The organism is Nocardia aurea (genome assembly GCF_003123685.1).
Classification (GTDB): domain Bacteria; phylum Actinomycetota; class Actinomycetes; order Mycobacteriales; family Mycobacteriaceae; genus Nocardia; species Nocardia aurea.
Window position 1 is genome coordinate 497592 of sequence record NZ_QCYJ01000084.1, and the last position, 25735, is coordinate 523326.

A 25735-nucleotide genomic window follows, 5' to 3' on the forward strand; every position below is an offset into this window, starting at 1 on the left:
TCGGTTGCGCGGGGCTCATCGATCATCGCATTAGGGTAGCCAAACCACATGTGTATATCTCCGCGTCGGTGTCGGCTACCATCACATGAGTTAGGCAAGCCTACCTTTTGGTGGCGGCGATTCAGGAGAGCGGTAATGAGTGAGGCCATGGCGGAGATCGAGGACGTACTGGCACTCAGCCCCCTCCAGGAGGGTCTCTTCTCGCTGTCCCAGCTGACCGGCGACGGTCAGGACGTCTACACGATTCCGTTCGTGATCGATATCGACGGCCCGCTCGACGCGGAACTGCTGCGCGGTTGCCTCGAGACGCTGCTGCGCCGCCACCCCAATCTGCGCGCGGTGTTCTGGGATCGCGACGTGCCCAAACCGGTTCAGATCGTGCCGCGCCGGGTCGAACTACCGTGGACCGTGCGCGCCGCCGTGCCCGCCGAGTTGGACGCGGTCGAGGCCGAGGAACTGAGCCGTCCGTTCGACCTCGCCAGGGGACCGTCGCTGCGGGCCACGCTGGTGACGCTGCCGCCCGCCGAGGACGGCACCGCGCGATGGCGGCTGATCATGACGATCCACCACATCCTGATGGACGGCTGGTCGCTCGGCGTGATGTTCGGCGAACTGCGCGCGCTGTACCAGGCGGGCGGCGCGGCGGACGCGCTGGCGCCGGTGCGGCCGTACCGCGACTACATCGGCTGGCTCGGCGCCAAGGACATGTCGGCGGCACAGCGCTGGTGGGCCGAGCAATTGGGCGATCTGAGCGGACCGTTGATGATCGCCGACGGCGGCGCCAGCATGGGAATCGCCATGGGCGCGTCGACCGAGATCGCCGAGGTCACCCGATTCGCCCTGTCCACGGGGGAAACCGCCCGCCTGCGCGGCTGGGCGCGACAGCACGGACTGACGCTGAATTCGACGGTGCAGTTCGCCTGGACGATTCTGCTGTCGCGGCTCACCGACCGCAGCGACGTCGTGTACGGCACCATCGTCACCGGTCGCCCCGAGCAGATCTCGGGCGTCGAGCGGATGATCGGGCTGTTCCTGAACACCATCCCCGTGGTGTTCAGAGTCGATCCGTCCGCTTCGGTGGCCGCCGAAGCCGCTCGGCTACAGCGCGAATCGGCCGCCATGCGCGACGTCGGATATCTGAGCCTGTCCTCGGTGCAGCGCGCGGCGGGATACAGCTCGCTGTTCGACACCATGTTCGTCTTCCAGAACGCGCCCATGGACGACGCGATCGGGGCGAATACCGTCGCCGGGGTCACCTTCCGGCCCATGATGGCCAAGAATCTGACCCACTATCCGCTCACCGTCGTCGCGCACGTGCACGAGGACGAACTGGCGGTCGTGGTCGAGGCGATGCGGGAATCGGTGCCCTACCTGCCCGACGACATCGGCGCGGCGATGCTCGCGGTGTTGCGTCGTCTGCCCGACTCGGGCGAACTGCCCACCGACGATCTCGACGTGCTGCCGGATGCCGCGCGCGCCGAATCCCGTCTGTTCGATACCACCGCCGAGGTGCCGAGGGATCATGACGCGACGATCTTCGAGTTGTTCGAACGCCAAGTCGCCGCGACGCCCGACGCCGTCGCCCTCACCACCGACACCGCGCGCCTGACCTACCGTGAACTGTCCGAGCGGGCACGGGAACTCGCCGGTGCGCTGCTCGCGCGCGGTATCGAACCCGAAGACGTCGTCGCGATCTCGCTGCCACGCGACGAGCGCGCGATCGTCGCCGTCCTGGCCGTCCTCGCGGCGGGGGCCGCCTACGTACCGGTGGACACCGCGCTGCCCGCCGCCCGCGTCGAATCCATCCTGCGACAGGCGCGGCCGAAACTGGTGCTGGTCCGCGACGGATACGGCGCGGAACTCGACCCGGCCCTCGTAGTCGACCTCGACGATCTCGCCCCGTCCGGGCAACGGACCGAATTGCCCGTGCTCGCGCGGCATCCGGCGCACAGCGCCTACATCATCTTCACCTCGGGATCGACCGGCGAACCCAAGGGTGTGGTGAACTCGCACGCCGCCGTCGTGGCCTATGCCGCCGATCACCGGGAACGGGTGTACCGGCCCGCGCGAGCCAGGCTGGGCCGACCGCTGCGGATCGCGCACGCCTGGTCGCTGAGTTTCGACGCGTCCTGGCAGCCGATGGTCGGCCTGCTCGACGGCCACGCCATCCACCTGTTCGACGACGCCGCCATGCGGGACGCGCGTCGCCTGGTCGACGGGATGGCCGAGCACGGGATCGACATGATCGACACGACGCCGTCGATGTTCCGGCAACTGGCCGCCGCGGGCTTGCTCGACGGTCCGCCCGCCGTGCTCGCTCTCGGCGGCGAGGCCATCGACACCCAGCTGTGGAGTCGGCTGCGCGCGCTGCCGGATGTCGCCGTGCACAACTGCTACGGCCCGACCGAGACGACCGTCGAAGCGGTCGTCGCCGACGTCACCGCGCCGGGGGCGACCGGCCTCGAGGTGCCGACGATCGGCAGGCCCACCGCGGGAACGTCGGCGTACGTGCTGGATTCGCGGCTGCGCCCGTCGCCGGTCGGCGTGGTCGGGGAGTTGTATCTCGCCGGACCGCAACTTGCGCGCGGCTACGTCGGACGCCCGGCGGGTACCGCGGGCCGGTTCGTGGCCGACCCGTTCGCGGGCGGACGGCGCATGTACCGCACCGGCGATCTGGTGCGCCGACTACCCGGCGGCAATATCGCCTACCTCGGCCGCGCCGACGATCAGGTGAAGATCCGCGGCTACCGCATCGAGATCGGAGAGGTCGAGACGGCCCTGCGGACGCTGCCCGCGATCGCGGGCGCGGCGGCGACCGTGGTGCGGCGCGGCGACGCGGTGACCCTCGTCGGATTCGTGGTGTGCTCGCCCGGACGCGCCGCCGATCCGGTGGCCGTGCGTTCGGCGCTGGCCGATCGGCTGCCCGCCTACATGATTCCCGCGCGACTGGTGGTCCTGGAACGGCTCCCGGTGAACGCCAACGGCAAACTCGATGTGCGCGAACTCGCCGTGCTCGCCGAACGCTCGCTCGCCGGTGACGGTTCGGGTTCGGCCGCGGAACCCGAGACCGAGACCGAGATCGCCCTGACCGCGGTGCTCACCGAGGTCTTCGACGGACGCACCCCCGGCGTCGAGGACGATTTCTTCGCGCTCGGCATGGACAGCATCGTGGCGATCTCGCTGGTCAACAAGGCACGGCGGCACGGCATCGCGATCGACGTGCGCATGGTCCTCGCCGCGCCGACCATCCGTGATCTGGCCGCCGCCGTCGACAGCCGGGTGAGCGCGCTCGCGGCGCGGGTCGCGAGCGCCGAGGACTACGGTCCGGTCCCGCCGCTGCCGATCGTCTCCTGGATGCGTCGCCAGCCGCACTTCCGCAGGCTGGCCCAGCATCTGTTGCTCACCCTGCCCGAGGCGATGTCGGCGGCCGATCTCGAAGCCGTGTTGCAGGCCGTGCTCGACGGGCACGACACCCTGCGCTCCCGGCTCGACGACACCGACGACGGTCCGCGCCTCGTCACCCGCGAACCTGGCGCGGTTTCGGCCGCCGATATCCTCACCCGCGTCGAATTCGACCGTCCCGCAGACAGTTTCGCCGAGGTGCTGGCCTCGGCGGGGCGGTCCGCGCTGGACGGGCTCGACCCCGCCGCCGCGGCGATGGTGCGGGCGGTGTGGTTCCGGGGCGCGCCCGGCGGCGACATCCTGCTGCTGGTGATCCACCACCTCGCGGTGGATGTGGTGTCCTGGGGCATCCTCACGGCCGATCTGGCCGCGGCGTGGGAGCAGGTCGTGGCGGGCGCGGTCCCCAAGGCCATGGCCGAACCGACGTCCTACCGGCAGTGGTGTCAGCTGATGTGGGACCGGGCCGGACAGCCCGAGGTGCTCGCCCAGCGCGACTACTGGGTCGAGCAGGTCGACGGCCCCGATCCCGCGGTCGGACAGCGCGTTCCCGAGCGGACCGACACCTGGTCCTCGTTGCGACTCACCCCGACCGAGATCCCCTCGGCGACCACCGCGCGGATCATCAAGGCGCTGACCAGGGCCGACGGCGTGCGGGAATTCCTGCTAGCGGCGTTGACGATGACACTGGTCTCGTGGCGTCGCGAACGCGGCCAGATCCACGACGGCGGTGCGCTGATCGGGTTGGAGAGCCACGGCAGGGCCGACGCCGTCGTCGGCGCCGACACCTCGGGCACCGTCGGCTGGTTCTCGGCCACCTATCCGGTCCGGCTCGGCGTGGGGGCGGCGGCCGTCGATGTGGACCGGACCGAGGCCGATCCGGCGCTGGCCCGCACGCTGCTGGATTCCGTTGTCGCCCATCTCTCCTCGGTGCCCGAACAGGGCCTCGACTACGGGTTGTTGCACTCGGTGCTCGGCGTTCCCGAACTGACCGGGACCAAGGAACCTCAGGTCGAATTCAACTATCTCGGCCGGGTCGATCTCGGCGGCGGTGCCGACCGGACCTGGTCGATGATCACCGATCCGGCACTCACGCAGGCGATGCCGATCGCACCGGAACCCGATCTGCCGCTGCGTTATTCGCTCGGCCTGATCGCCGCCGTGCACGCCGCCGAGGACGGTCCGAGGTTGATGGTCACCTGGCGCTGGAGCACCGAATTGTTCACCGAGCACGATATCGACCGCGTGGCCGCGCTCTGGAATCGGAGCGTGGCGGCCCTGGCGGAGGCGCTCGAATACTGAAGTTAGGTTATGATACCCTTACCCAACGCAGGGGCCGGGATCTGCTGCGGTGAAACATGTATCGAACGGTTCGCGGATTTGCTTCCGCTGTGGTTGTCGGCGGGAGTTTCGAAAGTGGGTAGCGCTATGCAGCACAAACCGGGATGGATCAGGAAGTTCCACAAGCCGGATTCGCCCGAGCGGCTGCCGCTGTTGATCTTCCCGCACGCGGGCGCGTCGGCGTCGGCGTATCGGACGATCTCCAAAGCGTTCAGTGCGCACTTCGACGTCATCATCTTCCAATATCCCGGACGTCAGGATCGCGCGAGCGAACCCGCGTTGACCTCGCTGCCGGATATCGCCGCTGGCGCTTTCGCGGAATTCCGGCTCTCCCCGTACAACCGCGACGTACCGATCATCGCGTTCGGACACAGCATGGGTGCGCTGGTGTCCTTCGAATTCGTCCGACTCGCGCTCGCCGCCGGTGTGGATGTACGGCAGCTGACGATCTCGGCGGCGGTGGCGCCCTCTCGCGCCGAATATCGCAAGCCGACACCGGAAGACGACGACGAACTGCTCGACCATCTCGCCATGCTGGAAGGCATCAGCTCCGATGTCCTGGCCAGCCGCGAGATCATGCGTCTTTCCCTGCCCGCAATCAAGGCCGATCACCGCGCGTCGGAGTCCTACCGGTGCCCCGAGACGGTGCGCGTCGGCACCAGGATCCACGCCATCGGCGGTGATCGGGACCCCATCGTGTCGATGGCCGACCTGCACGGCTGGCACCGCCATGGCGACGATGTCGAGATCACGATGTTCGACGGCGGCCATTTCTATCTGAACAACCACGTCGACGCCATCACGGAGTTGCTCGCCGAACAGGCGCGCCCCGGATCGCCGGTATGAACTCGAGAGGATCAGCGGTGACAGCAGCAACGGCGTCCGATGTCGATCACATCGTCATTTCCGGTATGGCCATCGAGGCGCCCGGCGGAGTGGACAGCCCGGGAGCGTACTGGTCCGCGCTGGAGGCGTCGAAGGAATTGATCGGGCCGTTCCCGCGTGATCGCGGTTGGGCGGTCGACGACCTGCTGTCGGTCTCGGATCTGGAAGGCTGGAGTCACGTCAGCGACGCGGGCGGATTCCTCGCCGACGCCGCCGAATTCGATCCGTCCTTCTTCGGCATCAGCCAGCGCGAGGCGCTCGCGACCGATCCGCAACAGCGGGTGGCGTTGCGCGTCGCCTGGCGCGCACTCGAGAATGCGGGAATCAATCCCGGTGCGCTCGCGGGTGAGGACGCGGGCTGTTTCATCGGCTGCTCGCCGATGGAGTACGGCCCGTACGGCGCGGAATTGAACGAATACAACGGTCTTCGGATCATCGGCCACGGATTGCTCAGCGTCGCGGGCCGGGTGTCGCACTGTCTCGGGCTGACGGGTCCGTCGATGACCGTCGACGCGGCCTGCGCCTCGTCCCTGACCGCCGTCCACCTCGCCGCCGCCGCCGTGCGCGACGGCGATTGCGAATGGGCGCTGGCCGGTGCGGTCTGCGTCATGGGCTCGCCGATCGCCTTTTACGAATTCGCCAAGCACAACGCGCTGTCGACCGACGGTCACTGCCGGTCCTATTCCGACGACGCCACCGGAACCCTGTGGGGCGAAGGCGCGGGCATCGTCATCGTCGAACGCGAATCACGGGCGAAACGACTCGGTCACCGGGTTTTCGGCCGTGTCCTCGGTTCCCATCACAATCACAACGGCAAGGGCAAGCCGATCCTGGTGCCGCGCACCGACGCCCAGGAACGGCTGATCCGCAAGACCATCGACAGAGCGGGTATCGATCCGGCGCTCGTCGGCATGATCGAGGGCCACGGTACCGCCACCCGCGCGGGCGACCCGGTCGAATTGGCCGCACTCCAGAACACCTATGGCGCAGCGGGTTCGGAACCGCTGCTCGGTTCGGTGAAATCGAACGCCGGTCACGCGCAGGCGTCCGCGGGCATGCTCGGTCTGGTCAAACTCCTGCTCGCGGGCAGGCACGGCATGATTCCGCCGACCCTGTTCTCCGACAATCCCACCACCCGAGTGGATTGGGACCGGTCGAGTCTGCGGCTGGCCACGAAACTTCAGCCATGGGAACCGACGAACGGCGTGCGCTACGGCGCGGTGTCCTCGTTCGGCGCCGGGGGATCCAACGCGCACGCCATCATCGCGATGCCCGTTTGTGAGGAGAACGACGATTTCTAGCTATCGACTTCCCGACGGTTCCATTCCGGTCCTGCTGTCCGCGGATACGCGCGTCACGCTGCGCGAAGAAGCCGCGGCCATCCTCGCCTACGTCTCCGCTCGCCCGAAGCTCGGCCCGGATCGGGTGGCGGACATGCTGTTGCGCACCAGGGTCGCTCGGCGGTTCCGCGCCCTGCTGATGGTGAACGATCGCGCCGAACTCGACGCGGCGCTGACCGCCGTGCGCGACGGATACGACCATCCGGCCGTGGTCGCCTGCGCCGAACCCGCCGCCGCGCATCGGCTCGCGTACGTGCTGCCCGGCCAGGGCACCCAGCGCCCGGGTATGGGCAGACTCTTCTACGATCTGGTCCCCGCCTTCCGCGCCGAGGCCGACCGCTGCGACGCGATCTTCCGCGATCTGTTCGGTGAATCCCCGCTGCCGTATCTGCTCGACCCCGACGCCGAAGCCGATGACGACGCGCAGATCGTGCAGCCCGCGCTGTTCGTGCAGATGGTCGCGCTCGGTGCGATGTGGCGTTCGGTCGGTGTCGAGGCCCAGGCCACCGTCGGGCACAGCCAGGGCGAGATCGCGGCGGCGTATCTGTCCGGTGCGATGAGCCTGGCCGACGCGATCGTCGTCGTCGGCACCAGGGCCCGCGCCGTCGACAAGATCGCCTCGGACCGATACGCGATGGCCGTGGTCGCGGCCGACCGTGACGAGTGCGAGGAAGTGCTCGCGCGCGAATCCGGTTGGGCGCAGGTCTCGGTGGTGAACTCGCCGCGCCAGGTCGGCATCTCCGGCGATCGCGACACCGTGCGGAGCGTGGTGGACGTCCTCGCCGCACGCGGCCGGTTCGCCCGGGTGATCAAGGTGCGCTACCCGGCGCATACCAATCTGCTCAACGAATTCCGCGATGTCATCCGGGACGCCGTGCACAGCAGGCTGGAGAACGAGCGTTTCCTCGACAGCGAGATCGATTGCCTCGGCGCGACTCTCGGTGACGCGATCACCGCCGATCTGCCGGTCGACGAGTACTGGTTCTGGAATCTGCGCAATCCGGTTCGCTTCGACCGGGCCGTCGCCGCCGCCGTCGCGCGGGACGTCGACACCTTCGTCGAACTCGCCGAACATCCGACACTGCAACTGGCCGTGGAGGAAAGCCTCGCCACGTTCGCGAGCGATCGCGCCACCCTGGTGAGCGGCACGTCCAGCCGCACCGCGACCGATCTGAGCGTTTTCACCCGTAATCTCGCGGTACTGGCCGTCAACGACCTGAACTACCGGTGGGACAGTCTGCGCGTCGAATCCGACGCCCCGGTCCCGCTGCCGCTGCTCGATTTCCCGAATGTGCGGATGAACGAGATGACGTTGTGGATCGCCCACGACGCGAACCGCGGCAATGCCGGGTCCGCCGCGAACGGCGTGGCCAGGGCGCAGTCCGCGCCGGTGCGTACGGAACCGGTCGAGGTGGTCCGGACAGGTCCGGTGCCGCAACTGCTGGTCGAGAACTGGGCCAGGCTGGTGCGGCGTTCGATGACCGCGCCCCGTGCGCTCGGGATCGTCGATCACACCGGCGAGAGCGCCGAATTGGCCGCGGCACTGGTCGAATACGCGACGAGTCAGGGATTGGGCGGTCGTCTGCTCGATACCGAGGCGGGTATCGGCGACGGCGGTATCGACACCGTGGTGGTGTTACTGCCCGCCGTGCCCGAGGTGGACGTGACCGCCGCCATCGCGGAGACCGCCGCATTCTTCGGCGCGCGACGCTGGCTGTTCAAACCCGAGGCGGCCGTCACCGAATACTGGCTTCTCACCATCGGCGGCGAGTCCGTCGTCCCCGAGGACACGTCGCCGGATCCGGTACACGCCGCGGTGGCGGCCGGATTCCGTTCGGCGGGTGCGGAGTATCCGGGGGTCGCCTTCCGGCATCTGGATCTCGCACCGGGACAATCCGACGCGTCGGCCGTCACCTCGATCGTCACCGCGCTGCACACGGCCGACGAGCCGGAACTGGCGCTGCGCGAGGGCAATCTGTACGCCAAGCGGCTCATCGAGGCCGATCGGTCGCACTCGGTCGGTCCGGTCACGGCGGAGAATGTCGTCATCACCGGCGGCACCGGAAGCCTCGGCCTCGAGTTCTGCGAACACGTGGTGCGCTCCGGCACGCGGCGCGTCACCCTGGTCAGCAGGTCGGGGGAGACCGAGGCGGTCGCGGGGCGGCTGCGTGCGCTTCGCGCGCTCGGCTCGGCCGAGATCGACGTCGTCGCCTGCGATATCGGCGACAGCGTGTCGGTCGCGCTGCTGGCCGACCGGCTGCGCGGCACTCCCGCGCAACTCGTCATCCACGCGGCGGCCGACAATTCGGCCATCGGGGAACTCGAACTCACCGAGATCACTCACGGACAGGTCGCACAGGCCCTGTCCGGCAAGGTCGCCGGTATCGCGAACGTGCTGGATACCGTGAACCTGTCCGCCGACTGCCGGATCGTGCTGTGCTCCTCGCTGGCCGCCACGCTCGGCGGGCGCGGCACCGTGGTCTACGCCGCCGCCAATCGGATGGTCGACGCGTTCGCGCGTCGTCGCCGGGCCGACGGTCTGGACTGCGTCTCGGTGCAGTGGGGTCAGTGGTCGGTCTTCGAAGGTCAGGGCAACGGCGATATCGCGCGACTGGCCGAGGTCGGTTACCTGCCGATGGCGTCGGCGGACGCGATCACGCTCGGTCTCGGCGGGCTGACCGGCAACGCGGTCGTGGCCGCCTTCGACTGGGATCGCGGACGTACCGTCTTCGGCGCGTTCGGCTACGGCCCCCTGCTGTCCGGACTCCGGACTCCCACCGCCACCGGGGCCGCGGCGGCCCCGGTACCGGCGCTCACCGCCCCGGCCCCGGTGACGGGAGGCGGTGATGTGTCGGCGCGCGTGACCCGACTGCTCGCCGAGATCATCGGCGCCGACGATGTCGAGACCATCGACGCCACCAAGCCGCTGGTCGCCATCGGGCTCGATTCGCTGCAAGCGCTCGAACTGCGCAGGCGGGTCAAGAGCGCGTTCGGCGCCGATCTGCCCGTGGCCGATCTCATCGGCGGAGCCTCGCTCGCCGACGTGGTGCGCCTCGTCGGCACCGAGCACGGCGGTCGCGCCGCGCCCGAAGCCGTCGGCGCCTCGGTCGCGCCGCCGACGCGTTCGGCCCCCGTGGTGGAAACGCTGCCGTCGGGCGCTGTGGTGAGCCCTTCCGAACGGATCGCCAGGGCGAAACTCGCCGCCCAGCACGCCGTTCCGGACGATTTCGACGCGCGGCGGTTCGAGTCCGCGCGTGCGGACATCGACCTGTTCGGCCTGCGGGCCATGCTCGCGGCGGTGCGACCCGCGTTGTCCGACAGCGATATTCGCACCGTCGACGATATCGCCGATCGGATGGACTTCGCGCCGCGCCACCGTTGGCTGCTGCGCCAGTGGTTACAGGCACTCGGCGCGCACGGCAGCGTCGAGGGCGACGTGGACAGCGGCTACCGCTTCGTACGCGCGGTTCGGTCGCCGATCCGGCCCGACCTGGTCCAGGTGTGTGCCGATCTGGGCTACTCGCGTCCCCTCGCGACCTTCCTCCAAGCCTCCGACGATCACCTGACCGAACTCGCCACCGACACCATGCGATTGCAGGAGTTGTTGTTCCCCGATGGGGATATGACCACCGCCGAGGCCGCCTACCGCGACAATCTCAGCAGCCGCTATCTGAATCTGGCTGCGGGCCGGGCGGTCGCGGACCTGGTCGACGGCCTGCGCGGTGACCGATCGCCGGTGCGCGTCCTGGAACTGGGCGCGGGCATCGGCGGCACCACCGACGACGTCACCGCGGCGCTGTCCGGGCTGCCGGTCGAATACCACTTCACCGATGTGTCCACGTTCTTCCTCGAGGCGGCCAAGGCCCGGTTCGCCGACTATCCGTGGATGCGTTACGGACTCGTCGACATGAACGCGGATCTGGCGAAGCAGCCGCGCTACGACATCGTGATCGCCGCCAACGTGCTGCACAACGCCTTCGACATCGGGGTGACCCTGAGGCAATTGCACGATCTGCTGAATCCCGGTGGCGCGGTAGTGATCATCGAGACCTGCCACGCGCATTGCGAACAGCTGACCTCCGTGCACTTCCTGATGTCGCCCGGCCAGGATCAGCCGCACGCGGGACTGACCGACGTGCGCGCGGGCACGGATCGGATCTTCCTGACCGAACGGGAATGGCGCGAGCAACTGGTGGCGGCGGGGCTGCACCCGGAACTCGTCCTGCCCGAGGGCGACCATCCGGTGGCCCTGCTGGATCAGCGAGTGTTCATCGGCGTACGCGGCCGAGGGGAGTGAAGGCCATGGAGTCGGCACGGCAGCCGCACGACGGCACGTCGAGTATCAGCAGGGACGAGATCAGGGCCGCGGTGGCGGGTCAACTCGGTATCGCGGCGGGCGATATCGCCGATCACGACGATCTCATCCAGCTGGGCCTGGACTCGATCCGCACGATGAAACTCGCGGGCGGCTGGCGCAAACGCGGAGCCGACATCAATTTCGCGCAGCTCGCCGCCACTCCGACGGTGGAGTCGTGGCACGCCCTGCTCGGCGTCGACGCCGCCGTCGCGCCGGTCGACTCGGACGAAGAACAGTCCTCGGTCGAACCGGACACCGCCGACACCGCCGACGCGCCGTTCCCGCTGGCCACCATGCAGCACGCGTACTGGATCGGGCGGTCCGACGAGCAGGAACTCGGCGGCGTCGCGGCTCACCTCTACGTCGAATTCGACGGTGGCCGTATCGATCCGGTGCGACTCGAACACGCGGTGACCGATCTGATCGCCGCGCACCCGATGCTGCGAACCAGATTCCTGCCCGACGGCACCCAGCAGACCATGGCGAAGCCCGGCCGACCGGTATTCGCCGTGGTCGATCTACGAGGCGAGACCGCCGAAGCGACCGAGGCCGCCCTGCTCGAACTGCGCGACCGCAAGACCCACCAGCGTCTGGCCATCGAAGACGGCCAGGTCATCGATATCACGCTCACCCTGCGCGACGAGGACAGCGCCAGACTGCATCTCGACGTCGACATGCTGGCGGGCGACGCCATGAGCTACCGCGTGCTGATCTCCGAACTCGCCGAGCTCTACCACGGCGCGACCGTGTCGGCCCCCGGCTACACCTATCGCCGGTACCGCATCGAACGCGACGACAACGCCGCCGCCCGCGAACGCGACCGGCGATGGTGGCAAGAGCGCCTGCCGGAACTGCCCGGCGCGCCGGAACTTCCGACCGTCCCCGTGGGTGACCGCAACGCACCCGAGCGCACGGTCCGCTACGACCACTGGCTGGCGCCCGAGGCCAAGGGCCGACTGCTCGCCGCGGCGCATCAGCGCGGCATCACCCCGGCCATGGCCTTGGCGGCGATCTTCGCCGAGACCATCGGCGGCTGGTCCGCGCAGAGCAGATTCCTGTTGAACGTCCCGCTGTTCCACCGCGAGCCGGTACATCCCGAAATCGACCGGGTGATCGGTGATTTCACCTCCTCGATCATGCTCGAGGTCGACGTCACCGCGAACATGTCGGTGACCGAACGGGCCGCCGCGTTACAGCGCGCCATGCACGAAAGCGGCGCGCACACCGCCTATTCCGGCCTGGAGGTGCTGCGCGATCTGGGCAGGCATCGCGGCGAACCGGTACTGGCCCCCGTCGTCTACACCAGCGCGCTGAATCTGGGCGAACTGTTCGCCGATCGGGTCACCGAAACCTTCGGCGAACCGGTCTGGATCATCTCGCAGGGCCCGCAGGTCCTGCTCGACGCCCAGGTCACCGAGGTACGCGGCGGTCTGCTGCTCAACTGGGACGTTCGCGAGTCGGCGTTCCCGCCCGGTCTGGTCGACGCGATGTTCGACCACTACACCACGGCGATCGGTCGGCTCGGCGACGGCGAGGCGGGCTGGAACGCCGAAGCCGCGGTCCGGCTGCCGCGCGCGCAGGCCGAGGTCAGGGCCGCGGTCAACGCGACCGACGGCCCGGTCAGCGGGCGCTGCCTGCACGAGGGTTTCTTCGACTACGCCGGATACACCCCCGGCGCTTCCGCCGTGGTGTGGGGCCTCGGATCCGAGACGGGCCGATGGACCTACGGGGAACTCGCCGCCCGCGCGCTCGCCGTCGCCGGGGCGCTGAATGCCGAAGGCGTGCGGCCCGGTGACGCCGTCGCGGTCCAGTTGCCCAAGGGGCCGAATCAGATCCTGGCCGTCCTCGGTGTCCTCGCCGCGGGCGCGACCTACGTGCCCATCGGCTTCGATCAGCCGGTCGGCAGGCGTGCCGAAATCCTGCGCACCGGCGCGATCGTCGCGGCGTTGACGGTCCCCGGCGCCGATATGGGTGTGCCGATCCCGTGCCTGAGCATCGATGCCGCGAGCGAGTACGCGCAACCCCTGCCCGCGCCGGTCGTGCCCGAGACCGACGCGATCGCCTACGTGATCTTCACCTCCGGTTCCACGGGTGTGCCCAAGGGCGTCGATGTGCCGCACCGGGGCGCGATGAACACCATCGACGCGGTCAACGAGTGGTTCGACGTCGGGGACGCCGATCGCGTACTCGCCCTGTCCGCGTTGGAATTCGACGCGTCGGTCTACGACATCTTCGGCATGTTCGCCGTCGGCGGCTCGATCGTCGCCGTCGACTCCGAGCAGCGCGCCGAAGCCACCAGCTGGGTGGAACTGCTACGCCACCACCGGGTCTCGATCCTGAACTGCGTGCCGAGCATGCTCGACATGATCCTGGAGATCGGCGGTGACCGGCTGGGCGATTCGCTGCGGGCGGTGACGCTCGGCGGCGACTGGGTCGGTGCGGATCTGGCGCGGCGGCTGGCCGCCCAGGTGCCGGGCTGCCGCTTCTCCGGATTGGGCGGGGCCACCGAGACATCCATCCACAACACCGTCTGCGAGGTCGTCGGCGAACCGCCCGCCGAGTGGGCGACGGTGCCGTTCGGAATTCCGCTGCGCAATGTGCGGTGCCGGGTAGTCTCACCCGCCGGGCGGGACTGCCCCGACTGGGTACCGGGCGAATTCTGGGTCGGCGGAGCCAATGTCGCCTCGGGCTATCGCAACGATCCCGAACGCACCGCCGAGCGATTCGTCGAATACGAGGGTCTGCGCTGGTACCGGACCGGCGATATGGCCAGGTACTGGCCCGACGGCACCATCGAATTCCTCGGCCGCGCCGACCACCAAGTGCAGATCCGAGGCTACCGCGTCGAACTCGGCGAGGTGGAGAGCGCGTTGCGCACGGTGCCCGGTGTGCGGCACGCCGTCGCGGCCGTCGTCGGCGCGGGCGCGCCCAAACTGGTCGCCGCGATCGCGGGCGACGGCGACGCCATCGGTGACATCGCCCTCGGTGACATCACCGCGGCCGTCGCGGATCTGTTGCCCGGCTACATGATTCCGACCAGGGTCGAATATCTCGAAAGGATGCCGCTCACCGATAACGGCAAACTGGATCGCCGGGCCGTGATCGCGCTACTCGAACCGGGCGCGGGCGATACCGCGAACGGCGCCGCGCGCAACGAGGTCGAGGCCGCGCTCGCCGATATCGTCGCCGGGGTGCTCGGCGCGGAATCGGTCGGCGTGCACGACGACTTCTTCGCCCTCGGTGGCGATTCGGTGCTGGCCACCACGGTCATCGCGAGGGTCAGGGAATGGCTGGAGGTCGACCACGCGCTGGTCGCCGATATCTTCGCGACCCGCACCGTCGCGAGTCTGGCCGAGCGGCTCGGCAAACGGGAAGCCGATCGCGGCACGCCGGACCGGTTGTCCGCCGTCGCGCGCCTCTACCTCGAGGTCGCCGCGATGTCGGACGAGGAGATCCTCGCCGAGGCCTGAGCCGATGGCGGGGCAGCGCACCCGGCGGTGCTTTCCGTGCCGCGCGCGCCTATCGTTTCGGTCCATGAGGAATCGGGCCGTTGGCGTGATCGGGGTGGCGGCCGAGCGGAATACGCGCTCGTGACCGGCGTGCCCGTCCTTCCCGTACTGGTGATCACCGGTTACGCGATCGTGGTCACCATCCTGCGGTGGTTCTTCGTTCGCGACAGCGCGGTCGACCGCCTGATCAACCGAGCGCTCGGCCTGGCCGGTGTCGGCATGCTCATCGGATTGGCGACCACCTCGTCCGCTGTTCCCGTCGTCGTCGGTCATGTGAGCGCGATCACGGGATTCTTCACCACGAGCGCGATATACGGTGTCGCGCGGATGCTCGACGGCGGGAGCGGGCCGGACGCCCACCGCCGTCAGCGCCGATACGACCTGGTCGCCCTGGGGGGAGCGGTGTCGGCCGTGCTGGTCAATATGGCGGTCGTAGTGCATCTGATACCCGTCGAGATCTCCTCGCGGTGGCACAGCATCTGCTCCGCGGGCTCGGGCCTTCCACTCGCCGTGTCCGGATTCCTGCTGATGCGCGCGAGTCTGCGCGAGTTCCGCTCCGCCGAGACCCAGGTGGGGGAACGGGTCGCCTACGGCGCGCTGATCGGTGTCGGCGTGTTCTGGGCCTGTTACGCCGCCATTCTGCTCGTGCGCTACCGGTGGGGGGTGCCGCCGGACGATCCGGGAAAGGTCTGGGCGCTGGCCGGTTTCACCTCCCTCGCCGTCATCACGACGTTGCTGGCGATCCCGCTGGCGCGCATCGCGGCGGTGCGATTCGGGTGGGACCGGGACAGCCGGGATTGCCGCAGGCTGCGCCCGCTGTGGGCCGCGCTCACCGACGCGGTGCCCCACGTCGCGTTGACCCCCGACGACACGCCTCGCGCACCGGCCGAGCGGCGATATCGGATGGCGATCGAGATCCGCGACGCGCTGCTGCATCTGCGCAGGCAGGCCGGCGGTGATCACGACGACGACATCGGCCGCCGCGCCCTGGAGATCCTGCGCGGCGCGCAACTCGGACTCCCCGCACGTTCGAGCGCGGACAGTCACGACGTGGAATTGCGCCACCTGTTGGCACTGGCGGATCGGTGGCCCGAGGCCGAATCGGCCTACATCGCCACCGATCGCTCGGGGCTCAGCGCGGTGCCGGGGAACCGATGATCATGCTCCCCACGCTGCATTCCTCCAGCTCGTCGACACCGGCCGCGGACACGAAGGCGGCGGTATCACCGAACCCCTGGGCGCACGCGCCGAGACCCATCGCCGTCGACGCCAGGTAGATGGTCTGCATCAGGACGCCGACGTGCTTGAGGATGACGGCATAGGCGACCTGCTCGTAGGTCCACATGACCCGTCCGGAGCGGGCCGCCATGATGAGCAGCACCTGCGGATCGGCGCCCTCGGCCAACGTCGCGCGCGTCGACTTCAGCAACCGTGACACCGCGGGCGAATCCGCGTCGGCGACCGGCCGCAGCACATGGTCGAACGAGTCGTAGTGATACATGCCCGGCGCCAAGCCGGCGACATTGCGCACCACCGGGTACAGCTCGAGTTCGTAGACACCGCCACCGGAGGGGTAGGGCCGCGAGAGGAGTTCTTCGCCTTCGCCGACGGTCTGGCTGCCGCGGGTGCGTCCCGTGCGGTACAGCAGTTCGGCCAACTGCTCCACGGTGATCGGACGCGCGTCGTCGAATGCCCGCGTCGAGACCCGGTCCTCGAGGACGGCCGTCAGACTCGGATCCTGCTCGCGTCTGGCGGTCAGATCCGGCGTGGCCAGCGCGACCGGCTCGCCGGGGTAGTTCGGCTTGCGCGCCGCGGGCTGCGGGAACTGGCCCTTACCCCATTTGGTCGGGCCGAAATGCTCCCAGGTGACGGTGCGTTCGCCGAGCGTGCTGCGACGGTGGAACCACAGATCGGGCGCGCTCCAGCTGCGGGTGCCGAACTCGCGGTCCTCGCTGGTCTCGTCCGGAACCATGAATCCGCACCAGTGCAGGTCTTCGGCGAATTGCGTCTTGACCGCGATCGGCACATTGGCGTCGGCCGCGCCCGGTCCGTCGAGCAGGGCGAGCAGTCGGGGGTCGTGGATCCGCAGATCGCACCAACCGCGCGGGTGCTCGAGGACGAAACCCTCCGAATCCCGGTGCAGTACCGCGAATTTGGACAGCGTCGCGGACCAGCGCGGCGGGGTCGTCGGGCGCGGGGCGGGCTGCCCGAACGGACGGATCGTGTAGAGGTCACGCCCGCCGTCACGGACGGTGACCGCGAGCCAGCCCGCGTCGGCGAGCCGATCCATCAGGCCCGCCACATCGGCGCCGTCCGCTCCGGCCGCCATCTCGGCGACGGTCGCGGGTCCCTTGTTGAGGGTTTTGAGCGCGTGGAGTTGTCCGCCCGCGAGGCCGGTCAGCTTCTCGTTGTGCGGTGGGTTCAGCAGTATCGCGCCCGCCGGTGTGGTCAGGCAGGTGACGCCGGTGCGCAGCGCGAACCTGGTCTGGTCGGGATATGTGACGGCGGACAAGCCGCTTACCTCCGCTGGTCGAGCCGATCTGGGCGAGACGGCCCCGGTCTCGGCGCGGAGCCGACAGGGCAAGTCAGCCAAGCCTAACCTATTCAACCCCTTCCGCTGAAGGGGTGGGCCGGGTCCGGGTGACGGGATCGCGACTTGATCGTTACATACGCTAACTATATAGTTTGCTGAGGTAAATATCTCCGAAGGGCTGCCGTGACCGATCAATCCGTCGATCTCGACCAGGGCGATGTCCGGACCATCCGGCGCCGACTTCGCTACGACCGGGACCATCCCCGCTACACATGGATCGTGCTGACCAACACCACCCTCGGGGTGTTGCTCACCGCCATCAACTCGTCCATCCTGCTGATCTCGCTGCCCGCCATCTTCCGCGGAATCGGCCTGAATCCGCTGGACGCGGGCAATGTCGGTTATCTGCTGTGGATGCTGATGGGATATCTGCTCGCCACCGCGGTCCTCGTCGTCATGTTCGGGCGGCTCGGCGATATCTACGGCAGGGTGCGGATCTACAACCTCGGCTTCACGGTATTCGCCATCTGCGCCGTCGCGCTGTCCTTCGATCCGTGGCACGGCGGGGCCGGGGCGATGTGGATCATCGTCTGGCGCGTGGTGCAGGGTGTCGGCGGCGCCATGCTGATGGCGAACTCCTCCGCGATCCTGACCGACGCCTTCCCGGCCCATCAGCGCGGTACCGCACTGGGAATCAATATGGTCGCCGCGGTGGCCGGATCGTTCCTCGGCCTGCTCATCGGCGGTGTGCTCTCGGAATGGGATTGGCGCGCGGTGTTCTGGGTGAGCGTCCCGATCGGCATCATCGGCGCGGTGTGGTCGTATCGCTCACTGCACGAAGTGGGCGTGCGCACCTCGGGCAGGCTGGACTGGGCGGGCACCATCACCTTCGGTCTCGGCCTCACCGCACTGCTCACCGGCATCACCTACGGAATCCAGCCGCACGGCGGCCACGCCACCGGCTGGACCAGTCCCTTCGTCCTCGGCTCCGTCCTCGGCGGGCTCGCCCTGCTCGTCGCGTTCTGCGTGGTGGAGAAACGCGTCGCGCAACCCATGTTCGACCTCGCGCTGTTTCGCAACCGCGCGTTCGGACTCGGAAATTTCGCGAATCTGATGGCCTCCATCGGCCGCGGCGGCATGCAGTTCATGCTGATCATCTGGTTGCAGGGCATCTGGTTGCCGCTGCACGGCTACGACTTCGAGAAGACTCCGCTGTGGGCGGGTATCTACCTACTGCCGCTGACCGTGGGATTCCTGGCCGCCGGGCCGGTATCGGGCTGGCTCTCCGATCGCTACGGAGCGCGCCTGCTCACCACCGGCGGGGCGCTGCTCACCGGCCTCACCTTCATCCTGATGCTCGTCATCCCCGTCGATTTCGACTACCGGGTCTTCGCGCTGATCATCCTGCTCAACGGCATCGGCAGCGGACTGTTCTTCTCGCCCAACACCGCCGCCATCATGTCGAGCGTGCCCGCCTCGCAGCGCGGGGCCGCGTCGGGAATGCGCGGCACCCTGTTCAACGGCGGCAACGCCCTGTCCATGGGAATCTTCTTCTCCCTCATGGTCGTCGGCCTCGCGGCCACCCTGCCCTCGGCCCTCGACGCGGGCCTGCGCGCCCAGGGCGTCTCGGCCGGAGCGGCCTCCGAACTGGCGGGGATGCCGCCGGTGGCGAGTATGTTCGCGGCCTTCCTCGGGTTCAACCCGATCGAGGAGCTACTCGGCCCCTCGGGCGAATTGAGCAAACCCGGCGTGAACGCCGACGTGCTGACCGGTCAGGAATTCTTCCCGAACCTGCTCACCGGGCCGTTCCACTCCGGACTGGTCGTGGTCTTCATCGCGGCCGCGGTCATGATGCTGCTGGCGGCCTTCGCCTCCTGGTTCGCGGGTAACGACCGCGCGCGCGACGAGGACGAGGAACTCGCCGAAGCGGACCGGATCGTCCCGGTCACGGTAGCGGCCCGCTGAGCGGAACTCCCGCCCCCGGCGGCACGCGTCGCGTGCCGCCGGACGCGACTCACAACGCGACGCGCTGATCCGCGGGCAGGAACAGCTTGTCGGCTTCGAGCACCCCGAACGTGGTGTAGAACTCGGCGATGTTGCGGACCACCTGATTGCACCGGAACTCGTTGGGGGAGTGGGTGTCCTGCAACAACTGGATGGTGTATTCGTCGGTCTGCTTCTCCCGCCACGCCCTGGCGTGGGCGAGGAACATCTCGCGGTAGTTCGGCTCGACGCCCTCGCGCCGCGCGGCGATCCGGTACGCGGCCAGCGCGATCTGCAATCCGCGCAGGTCGGCCAGGTTCTCGCCGACCGTGAGAGCCCCGTCGACGTGGTAGGTGGCCGGATCGAGCCCCTCCGGGGTCAGCGCGTTGTACTGGCCGATGATCTGTTCGGTCTTGGCCTCGAACGCGCGCAGATCCTCCGGGGTCCACCAGTCGCGCCGATTGCCGTCACCGTCGTATTTGGCACCCTGATCGTCGAAGCCGTGACCGATCTCGTGGCCGATCGTCGCACCGACCGCGCCGAAATTGACCGCGGTGGTGGCGTCCTTGTCGAAGAACGGCGGTTGCAGGTAGGCGGCGGGAAAGACGATCTCGTTGTTGGTCGGGGAGTAGTAGGCGTTCACCGTCTGCGGCGACATCGACCATTCCGCCTTGTCGACCGGAGTGCCGAGCCGGTCGAAGGCCCGCTTCGACTCGAAGATATTGACCGCGCGCAGTGATTCGACCAGTTTGCCCGGCGTGATGACCAGCTTGGAGTAGTCGTCCCACTTGTCCGTGTAGCCGATCTTCACGTTCATCTTGTCGAGCTTGGCGATCGACGCGTCGCGGGTGGGCTGCGACATCCACGAGGAATTGGTGAAATTGTCCTTGTAGGCGGCCATCAGGTCGGCCACCATCGCCTTGGCCCGTTCCTTCGCCGCGGGCGGGAAATGCTTGGCGACATACAGTTTGCCGAGCTGGTCGCCGAGATTGTCGTCGACGACGCCGACCGCCGACTTCCACAGTTCCGGGCGCTCCTCCAGCCCGCTGAGCACCCGGCCCACGAAATCGAATCGGGCGTCGGAGATGGCCTTGGGCAGGAAACGCGCGAACGACGCGGTCGTCTGTAGTTTCAGGTACTCACGCCACTGCGCGATATCGACTTCGGTCCACAACTGTCCCGCCGCGGTGACATACGACGGCTGCCCGACGACCAGACGCTCGAACAGCGCCCGCGGCCGGTCGGTATTGCCCGCCATCCACGGTTCCCAGTCGAATTGCGGCGCGAGCGCGACCAATTCGGCCCAGCTCATCGGGTTGTAGGTGGCATCGGTGTTGCGCAGCCGGACATTGTCCCAGTGCGCCGCCGCCATCCTGGTCTCCAGCGCGACCACCCGCTGGGCCATACCCACGGGATCGGGGAAGCCCGCGCCCGCCGCCATCTTCTCCAGGTAGGTCTTGTAGCCCGCGAGCTGGGTGGCGAATTCGGGCTTGCGGTAGTACTGCTCACCGAGGCCGAGTCCGGATTGGCCGATGGTCGGGATATAGGCCGTCGAATTCTTCCGATCGATCCCGATGCCGATCCCGATCAGCCCGCCGATCGGCAGTTGTGCCATCACCTTGGCCAGATCGGCCTTGGTGGCCGCGCCGTCGATGGCGGCGTACAGATCGGCCAGCGGCGTCATGCCCAGCCGTTCGATCTCGTCGGTGTCCAACCTGGCGTCGTAGAGATCGCGGATCTGCTGTTCCGGGGTACCCGACTTCGGATTCTCGATGCCCTCGATGATCGCGCGCAGCTGATCGAGGGTCCGATCGTTCGCCTCGGTGATCGCGCCGACGGTGGATTTGTCCGGCGGCAACCGGTAGTCGCGCAGCCAGGTCCCGTTGACGTGCCGGTACAGATCGTCCTGCGGCCGGATCGCGTTGTCGGCCCCGCCCATGTCCACACCGGTCAGCCGTACCTGCTGGTTGTCCGAATCGGTCGAACAAGAAGCCAGGAAGGCGGCGGCGGGCGCGGCGACACCGAGCGCGACCAGGAAGGTGCGGCGATCCAGTTGGACCGGACGACCGGATGATGTCACGAGAATCCTCTCCCCGATGCGGCGACGCCGCACGCGTTACGAAATGGCAGCCGGTATTCGGACCGAGGCTACCGGGGTGACGGGTGGCGGGCGCGAATTCACAGCGCCGCCTCAGTTCGCGGCCCCCGACAGACCCCTGACCGACCCCGATTTTGGCCGGACCTGGGGCTTCGCCTATGCTTGACCGGTTGCCTGCGGGAGCTGTACCCGCGATCCGGCCGTGAACCCCCAGTGGTCGGCGTCCGAGTTTCCACTCGGATCCGATGAAACCGCTGGTAGGCGCGCGTTCGGGTGGTGACATGACCATGCCCGTCGGGTCGGCAATCCGGCGTGCTTATACGTCCAGGTCAAGGAGGCTGAAGTGATTCAGCAGGAGTCGCGGCTGCGCGTCGCCGACAACACGGGAGCGAAGGAAATCCTTTGCATCCGCGTTCTCGGTGGTTCGTCGCGCCGCTATGCCGGAATCGGCGACATCATCGTCGCCACTGTCAAGGACGCCATCCCCGGTGGCAACGTCAAGCGGGGTGACGTCGTCAAGGCCGTCATCGTGCGCACCGTCAAGGAGCGCCGCCGTCCGGACGGTTCCTACATCAAGTTCGACGAGAACGCGGCCGTGCTGATCAAGCCGGACAACGATCCTCGCGGCACCCGCATCTTCGGCCCGGTCGGGCGCGAACTGCGCGACAAGAAGTTCATGAAGATCGTCTCGCTGGCTCCGGAGGTGCTCTGACATGAAGGTGCACAAGGGTGACACCGTTCTCGTCATCGCGGGCAAGGACAAGGGCGCCAAGGGCAAGGTCATCCAGGCCTACCCGGCGAACAACAAGGTCCTCGTCGAAGGCGTGAACCGGATCAAGAAGCACGTCGCGGATTCGGCCAACCAGCGCGGCGCCTCCTCGGGCGGCATCGTGACCCAGGAAGCTCCGATCCACGTGTCCAACGTGATGATCGTCGACTCGGACGGCAACCCGACTCGCGTCGGCTACCGCACCGACGAGGAGAGCGGCAAGCGCGTCCGGATCTCCCGTAAGAACGGGAAGGACATCTGATATGACCACCTCCGAGAAAGTCCAGCCCCGGCTCAAGGCGCGCTACCGCGCCGAGATCAAGGACGCGCTGAACGGCGAGTTCAACTACGCCAACGTCATGCAGATCCCCGGCGTGGTCAAGGTCGTCGTGAACATGGGTGTCGGCGACGCCGCCCGTGACGCGAAGCTGATCAACGGCGCCGTCAAGGATCTCGAGCTGATCACCGGCCAGAAGCCGGAAATCCGCAAGGCGACCAAGTCCATCGCGCAGTTCAAGCTGCGTGAGGGAATGCCCATCGGCGCGAAGGTCACCCTGCGTGGCGATCGCATGTGGGAGTTCCTGGACCGCCTGGTCTCCATCGCGCTGCCCCGTATCCGCGACTTCCGCGGCCTGTCGCCGAAGCAGTTCGACGGCAACGGCAACTACACGTTCGGCCTGAGCGAGCAGTCGATGTTCCACGAGATCGACGTGGACTCCATCGACCGTCCGCGCGGTATGGACATCACCGTGGTCACCACCGCGACCAATAACGAAGAAGGCCGTGCCCTGCTCAAGCACCTCGGCTTCCCGTTCAAGGAGAACTGAGCACATGGCTAAGAAAGCACTGGTCAACAAGGCCAACGCCAAGCCGAAGTTCGCGGTCCGCGGCTACACCCGCTGCCAGCGCTGCGGTCGCCCGCACGCGGTCTTCCGCAAGTTCGGCCTCTGCCGCATCTGCCTGCGCGAAATGGCGCACCGCGGCGAGCTCCCCGGCGTGCACAAGAGCTCCTGGTGAGCCCGCGCCCGTAATGGGCGCACCCAACTGAACACAGCGTCTGAGCACGGACTCGCCGAGTCCGTGCTCAGACGCGTTCCTATCCGATCACTCAGAATTCGAGGTCCGACCAGGCGTATCGATCGGGAAGGGGTATTCGGCCCGGATCGCGTCGGAATCCTCTGGCCTCCACTTTCCGATCAACAGGCGGATTAGATCGGGTGGACTTTTCCGGCAACCTTCCTTGGGTGTCGAGAAATCCGGCGTCACGAAATCGGACTTTCCTGACCTCCAGATCAGGTTGGTGAATTCCTGATGTTCGGCCAGGCCACCCCCTGCCTGGCGACCGGCCCGTCCCGTGAATCGATCGGGTGGGCGATCTCGTCGGTAGCTGTTCCACCCGCTGCCAGCGACTTCCCAGCGCGGACTCGGCCTACCTCGAGGTCGGGGGACGAAGGTCGATGGTGCGGGTCGAACACGACCACGCGACCGGATGACACAAGGAGCAATCGATATGCGGGTGCTGAAGACGAAGGTGGCGAAGGCGACGATGGTCGGGGGAGTCGCGCTGGCCGCTCTCGGGCTCGGCGCGGGTGTCGCGAGCGCGGATCCGGGACATGACGATCGCGGCCGCGGAGCGGTGCCCGAACAGCAGCGTCAGGAGCCGCAGCGTCAGGAGCCGCAGCAACAGCGTCAGCAGCAGCCGTCGCCGCACGGCTTCTGGATCTTCGGCCAGTGGATTCCGCTGCCGTAGCCGCGGATCGCCGAGTTCGCGCCACCGGGGGCGTTTTTCGGGGCGCTGCGAGTTACTGTTGGCGGGGCAGAGGGAAGGGGTAGTCGGCGGAAGGGCCCGGCCTGGCCGGCCATTCTCGCCGCGGCCCGACAGGACACCGTCAGGCGCGGCCGAGAATGTCCGCGTGGACCGGGCCCGCCCGCTACCACTCTCGCACGACAGTCCTCTTCCACGCGCCCACGAGGGCACCGATCAGGAAGGGCTCTTGCGGAAGAACAACACGTGATCGTGATCGATCAGCGGCACCGTTTTGCGGATCTGCCGGATACCTGCCTCCGGCAGATAGGTGAGGTTGGCGAAACTCTTGGTGTTGCCGAAGGCGACCCGCAATTTGTTCTCGGTGGCGAAATGCGCACCGTAGGCGGACAGCCATTCGAAGTCCAACGGCCGCAACGGCTCGTCCAGGGTGGCCGAACCCGGCGGTCGGCCGAGTGCCGCGTATTCGGTCGGCTTGCCGCCGTCGTACCGGCACAGTTCGTAGGACAGATTCTCGGTGGCGTTCACCGTGATGACCGGCCAGTCCTGCGAAAGACGCAGGGCCAGTGGATGTTTGCCTACCGGGGTGAGTTCCCAGTTCAGGCTCATCACGGTGATCCAGCCGCCGTCGGACATCTCGATGACCACGACATCCTCGCCGAGTGTGCTCGCGGTGTTGAGTTCGGCCGCTCCGATCGCCGACTCGGAAGCCTCGGCCGAATATGTGGCGTTGTCGACCGGCTGCACGTCGTCGGTTCCGTACGCCACGGTGATGGCCGCTTTGATCTTGGCGATGGCATCGCGATCCGGGCAACGCACACCGATCGCGCCGAAGGTCGCCCCGATCTCCACCGGCATCGACGGTGGTTCCGGATCGGAGCCCGGTGTCAACGGTCGCATGCCGACCAGCGCCAACCGCCAGTTAATCTCTTCGACGGTCGACAGATCACCGGAGGTCTTTCGCAGGATCTGCTGCTGGGTCACCCGCCCGGCCTGCTCCAGCGTCCGGCATTCCAATTCCAGCAGAGCGGCCAACGATTTCGGGGTGAGATCGAGATCGTTGACCGCGCAGGCGCGCAGCCGGATCTGCAAACTCATCGGGGTGAACGACGAATACCGTTCCCGATACATCGATATCGCTTGTTTGCGGGAACGCCCCACCATCAAGGTGCGCAGCAGTGTGCTCAGGCTGGCCAGATACTTCCCCGCCAGCTCCGGCGTCGCGCCCGCCAGATCCGCGCGAATGCGGGCCGCGTCCGCGGTGGCGGCGACGGCGGAATCCTGATCGAGTCTGCCCAGCCACACCCCGCATTTACCGAGTCCGTCCGCACAGGTCCCCGCCACGTGCGGGTACTGCTGCGCCACCTGCCGATAGGTGTGGCAGGCATTGCGAATGGTGCTCACGGCGAGTTCGCGGTGCCCGGTCTGGCGGGTGGCCTGCTCGAAAACGCGCAACGCTTCCTGCACATCACCGGCATGACGGGCGGTGACCTGTCCATTGGCGAGCCAATGCAGCCGGATACCGACGGCTTCCTGGGCCGGGGCGATCGCATCGGCGGTACGGTCGCGCGGGGCCCCGTTGGTTCTCGTCGCCAGCAGCGCCTTGGCCAGTTCGCACAGCGTGGCCGCGAGAGCCAGTTCGCTCTCGGCCGACCTGTCCCGTGCCGTACTGCGGTCTACCGCCGCTCGACGCTCGATCGCACTCAATTCCATCGCGATCTCCAACTCGCGCATCACCTTCCGCACACGCCACGTC

At 67.9% G+C, this 25735-nt stretch carries 15 protein-coding genes and 1 pseudogene; 13 read left to right on the plus strand and 3 right to left on the minus strand.

Going from position 1 to position 25735, the window contains the following annotated elements:
• The first annotated feature begins 135 nt into the window (after positions 1-135).
• From DAT37_RS15445 to DAT37_RS15470, 7 genes and pseudogenes are all read left to right on the plus strand, one after another.
• A complete protein-coding gene (locus DAT37_RS15445) occupies positions 136-4701 on the plus strand; it encodes a non-ribosomal peptide synthetase (RefSeq protein ID WP_109525387.1) in 4566 nt (1521 codons plus the stop codon).
• Between the two features lie 126 nt (positions 4702-4827).
• Positions 4828-5586 (plus strand): thioesterase II family protein, encoded by a 759-nt coding sequence (locus DAT37_RS15450; RefSeq protein ID WP_109525388.1) that lies wholly within the window; start codon positions 4828-4830, stop codon positions 5584-5586.
• A complete protein-coding gene (locus DAT37_RS15455; protein WP_109525389.1) occupies positions 5583-6926 on the plus strand; it encodes a beta-ketoacyl [acyl carrier protein] synthase domain-containing protein in 1344 nt (447 codons plus the stop codon). Before DAT37_RS15450 ends, DAT37_RS15455 begins: the two co-directional genes overlap by 4 nt.
• Before the next feature lie 34 nt (positions 6927-6960).
• Positions 6961-10014, plus strand: a pseudogene (gene nbtC / locus DAT37_RS15460) (nocobactin polyketide synthase NbtC); the annotation flags it as partial.
• Between the two features lie 573 nt (positions 10015-10587).
• Positions 10588-11262, plus strand: a complete 675-nt coding sequence (locus DAT37_RS45480; protein ID WP_232839791.1) for a class I SAM-dependent methyltransferase — start codon at positions 10588-10590, stop codon at positions 11260-11262.
• Between the two features lie 5 nt (positions 11263-11267).
• A complete protein-coding gene (locus tag DAT37_RS15465) occupies positions 11268-14792 on the plus strand; it encodes a non-ribosomal peptide synthetase (RefSeq protein WP_109525654.1) in 3525 nt (1174 codons plus the stop codon).
• Positions 14793-14912: 120 nt separating this feature from the next.
• Positions 14913-15989, plus strand: a complete 1077-nt coding sequence (locus DAT37_RS15470; RefSeq protein WP_157978494.1) for a DUF6545 domain-containing protein — start codon at positions 14913-14915, stop codon at positions 15987-15989.
• On the opposite strand, the gene DAT37_RS15475 is transcribed toward DAT37_RS15470, so the two are convergent.
• Positions 15964-17343: a SagB family peptide dehydrogenase gene (locus DAT37_RS15475; protein WP_109525392.1), complete on the minus strand. Its 1380-nt coding sequence runs from the start codon at positions 17341-17343 to the stop codon at positions 15964-15966. The two genes, DAT37_RS15470 and DAT37_RS15475, sit on opposite strands and share 26 nt — an antisense overlap.
• Before the next feature lie 204 nt (positions 17344-17547).
• Between DAT37_RS15475 and DAT37_RS15480 the strand changes: the two genes are divergently transcribed.
• On the plus strand, positions 17548-19329 hold the full coding sequence (locus tag DAT37_RS15480) for an MFS transporter (protein WP_109525393.1): 1782 nt from the start codon (positions 17548-17550) through the stop codon (positions 19327-19329).
• A 49-nt stretch (positions 19330-19378) separates the two neighbouring features.
• On the opposite strand, the gene DAT37_RS15485 is transcribed toward DAT37_RS15480, so the two are convergent.
• Positions 19379-21427 carry a M13 family metallopeptidase gene (locus tag DAT37_RS15485; RefSeq protein ID WP_232839761.1) on the minus strand — a complete coding sequence of 683 codons (2049 nt, stop codon included), beginning with the start codon at positions 21425-21427 and terminating at the stop codon, positions 19379-19381.
• Positions 21428-21788: 361 nt separating this feature from the next.
• Here DAT37_RS15485 and rplN point away from each other — a divergent pair, with 361 nt between their 5' ends.
• From rplN to DAT37_RS15510, 5 genes are all read left to right on the plus strand, one after another.
• Positions 21789-22157 carry a 50S ribosomal protein L14 gene (gene rplN, locus DAT37_RS15490; protein ID WP_109525394.1) on the plus strand — a complete coding sequence of 123 codons (369 nt, stop codon included), beginning with the start codon at positions 21789-21791 and terminating at the stop codon, positions 22155-22157.
• A gap of 1 nt (position 22158) precedes the next feature.
• Positions 22159-22476, plus strand: a complete 318-nt coding sequence (rplX, locus tag DAT37_RS15495; protein WP_109525395.1) for a 50S ribosomal protein L24 — start codon at positions 22159-22161, stop codon at positions 22474-22476.
• A gap of 1 nt (position 22477) precedes the next feature.
• Entirely contained in the window at positions 22478-23041 is a 564-nt protein-coding gene (gene rplE, locus DAT37_RS15500) for a 50S ribosomal protein L5 (RefSeq protein WP_109525396.1), read from the plus strand.
• 4 nt (positions 23042-23045) lie between these two features.
• A complete protein-coding gene (locus DAT37_RS15505; protein WP_109525397.1) occupies positions 23046-23231 on the plus strand; it encodes a type Z 30S ribosomal protein S14 in 186 nt (61 codons plus the stop codon).
• Between the two features lie 502 nt (positions 23232-23733).
• Complete coding sequence (locus DAT37_RS15510; RefSeq protein WP_109525656.1) at positions 23734-23964, plus strand: hypothetical protein; 231 nt, start codon at positions 23734-23736, stop codon at positions 23962-23964.
• A 231-nt stretch (positions 23965-24195) separates the two neighbouring features.
• Here DAT37_RS15510 and DAT37_RS15515 read toward each other — a convergent pair whose 3' ends face one another.
• Positions 24196-25725, minus strand: a complete 1530-nt coding sequence (locus DAT37_RS15515; protein WP_232839762.1) for a hypothetical protein — start codon at positions 25723-25725, stop codon at positions 24196-24198.
• Positions 25726-25735 lie beyond the last annotated feature (10 nt).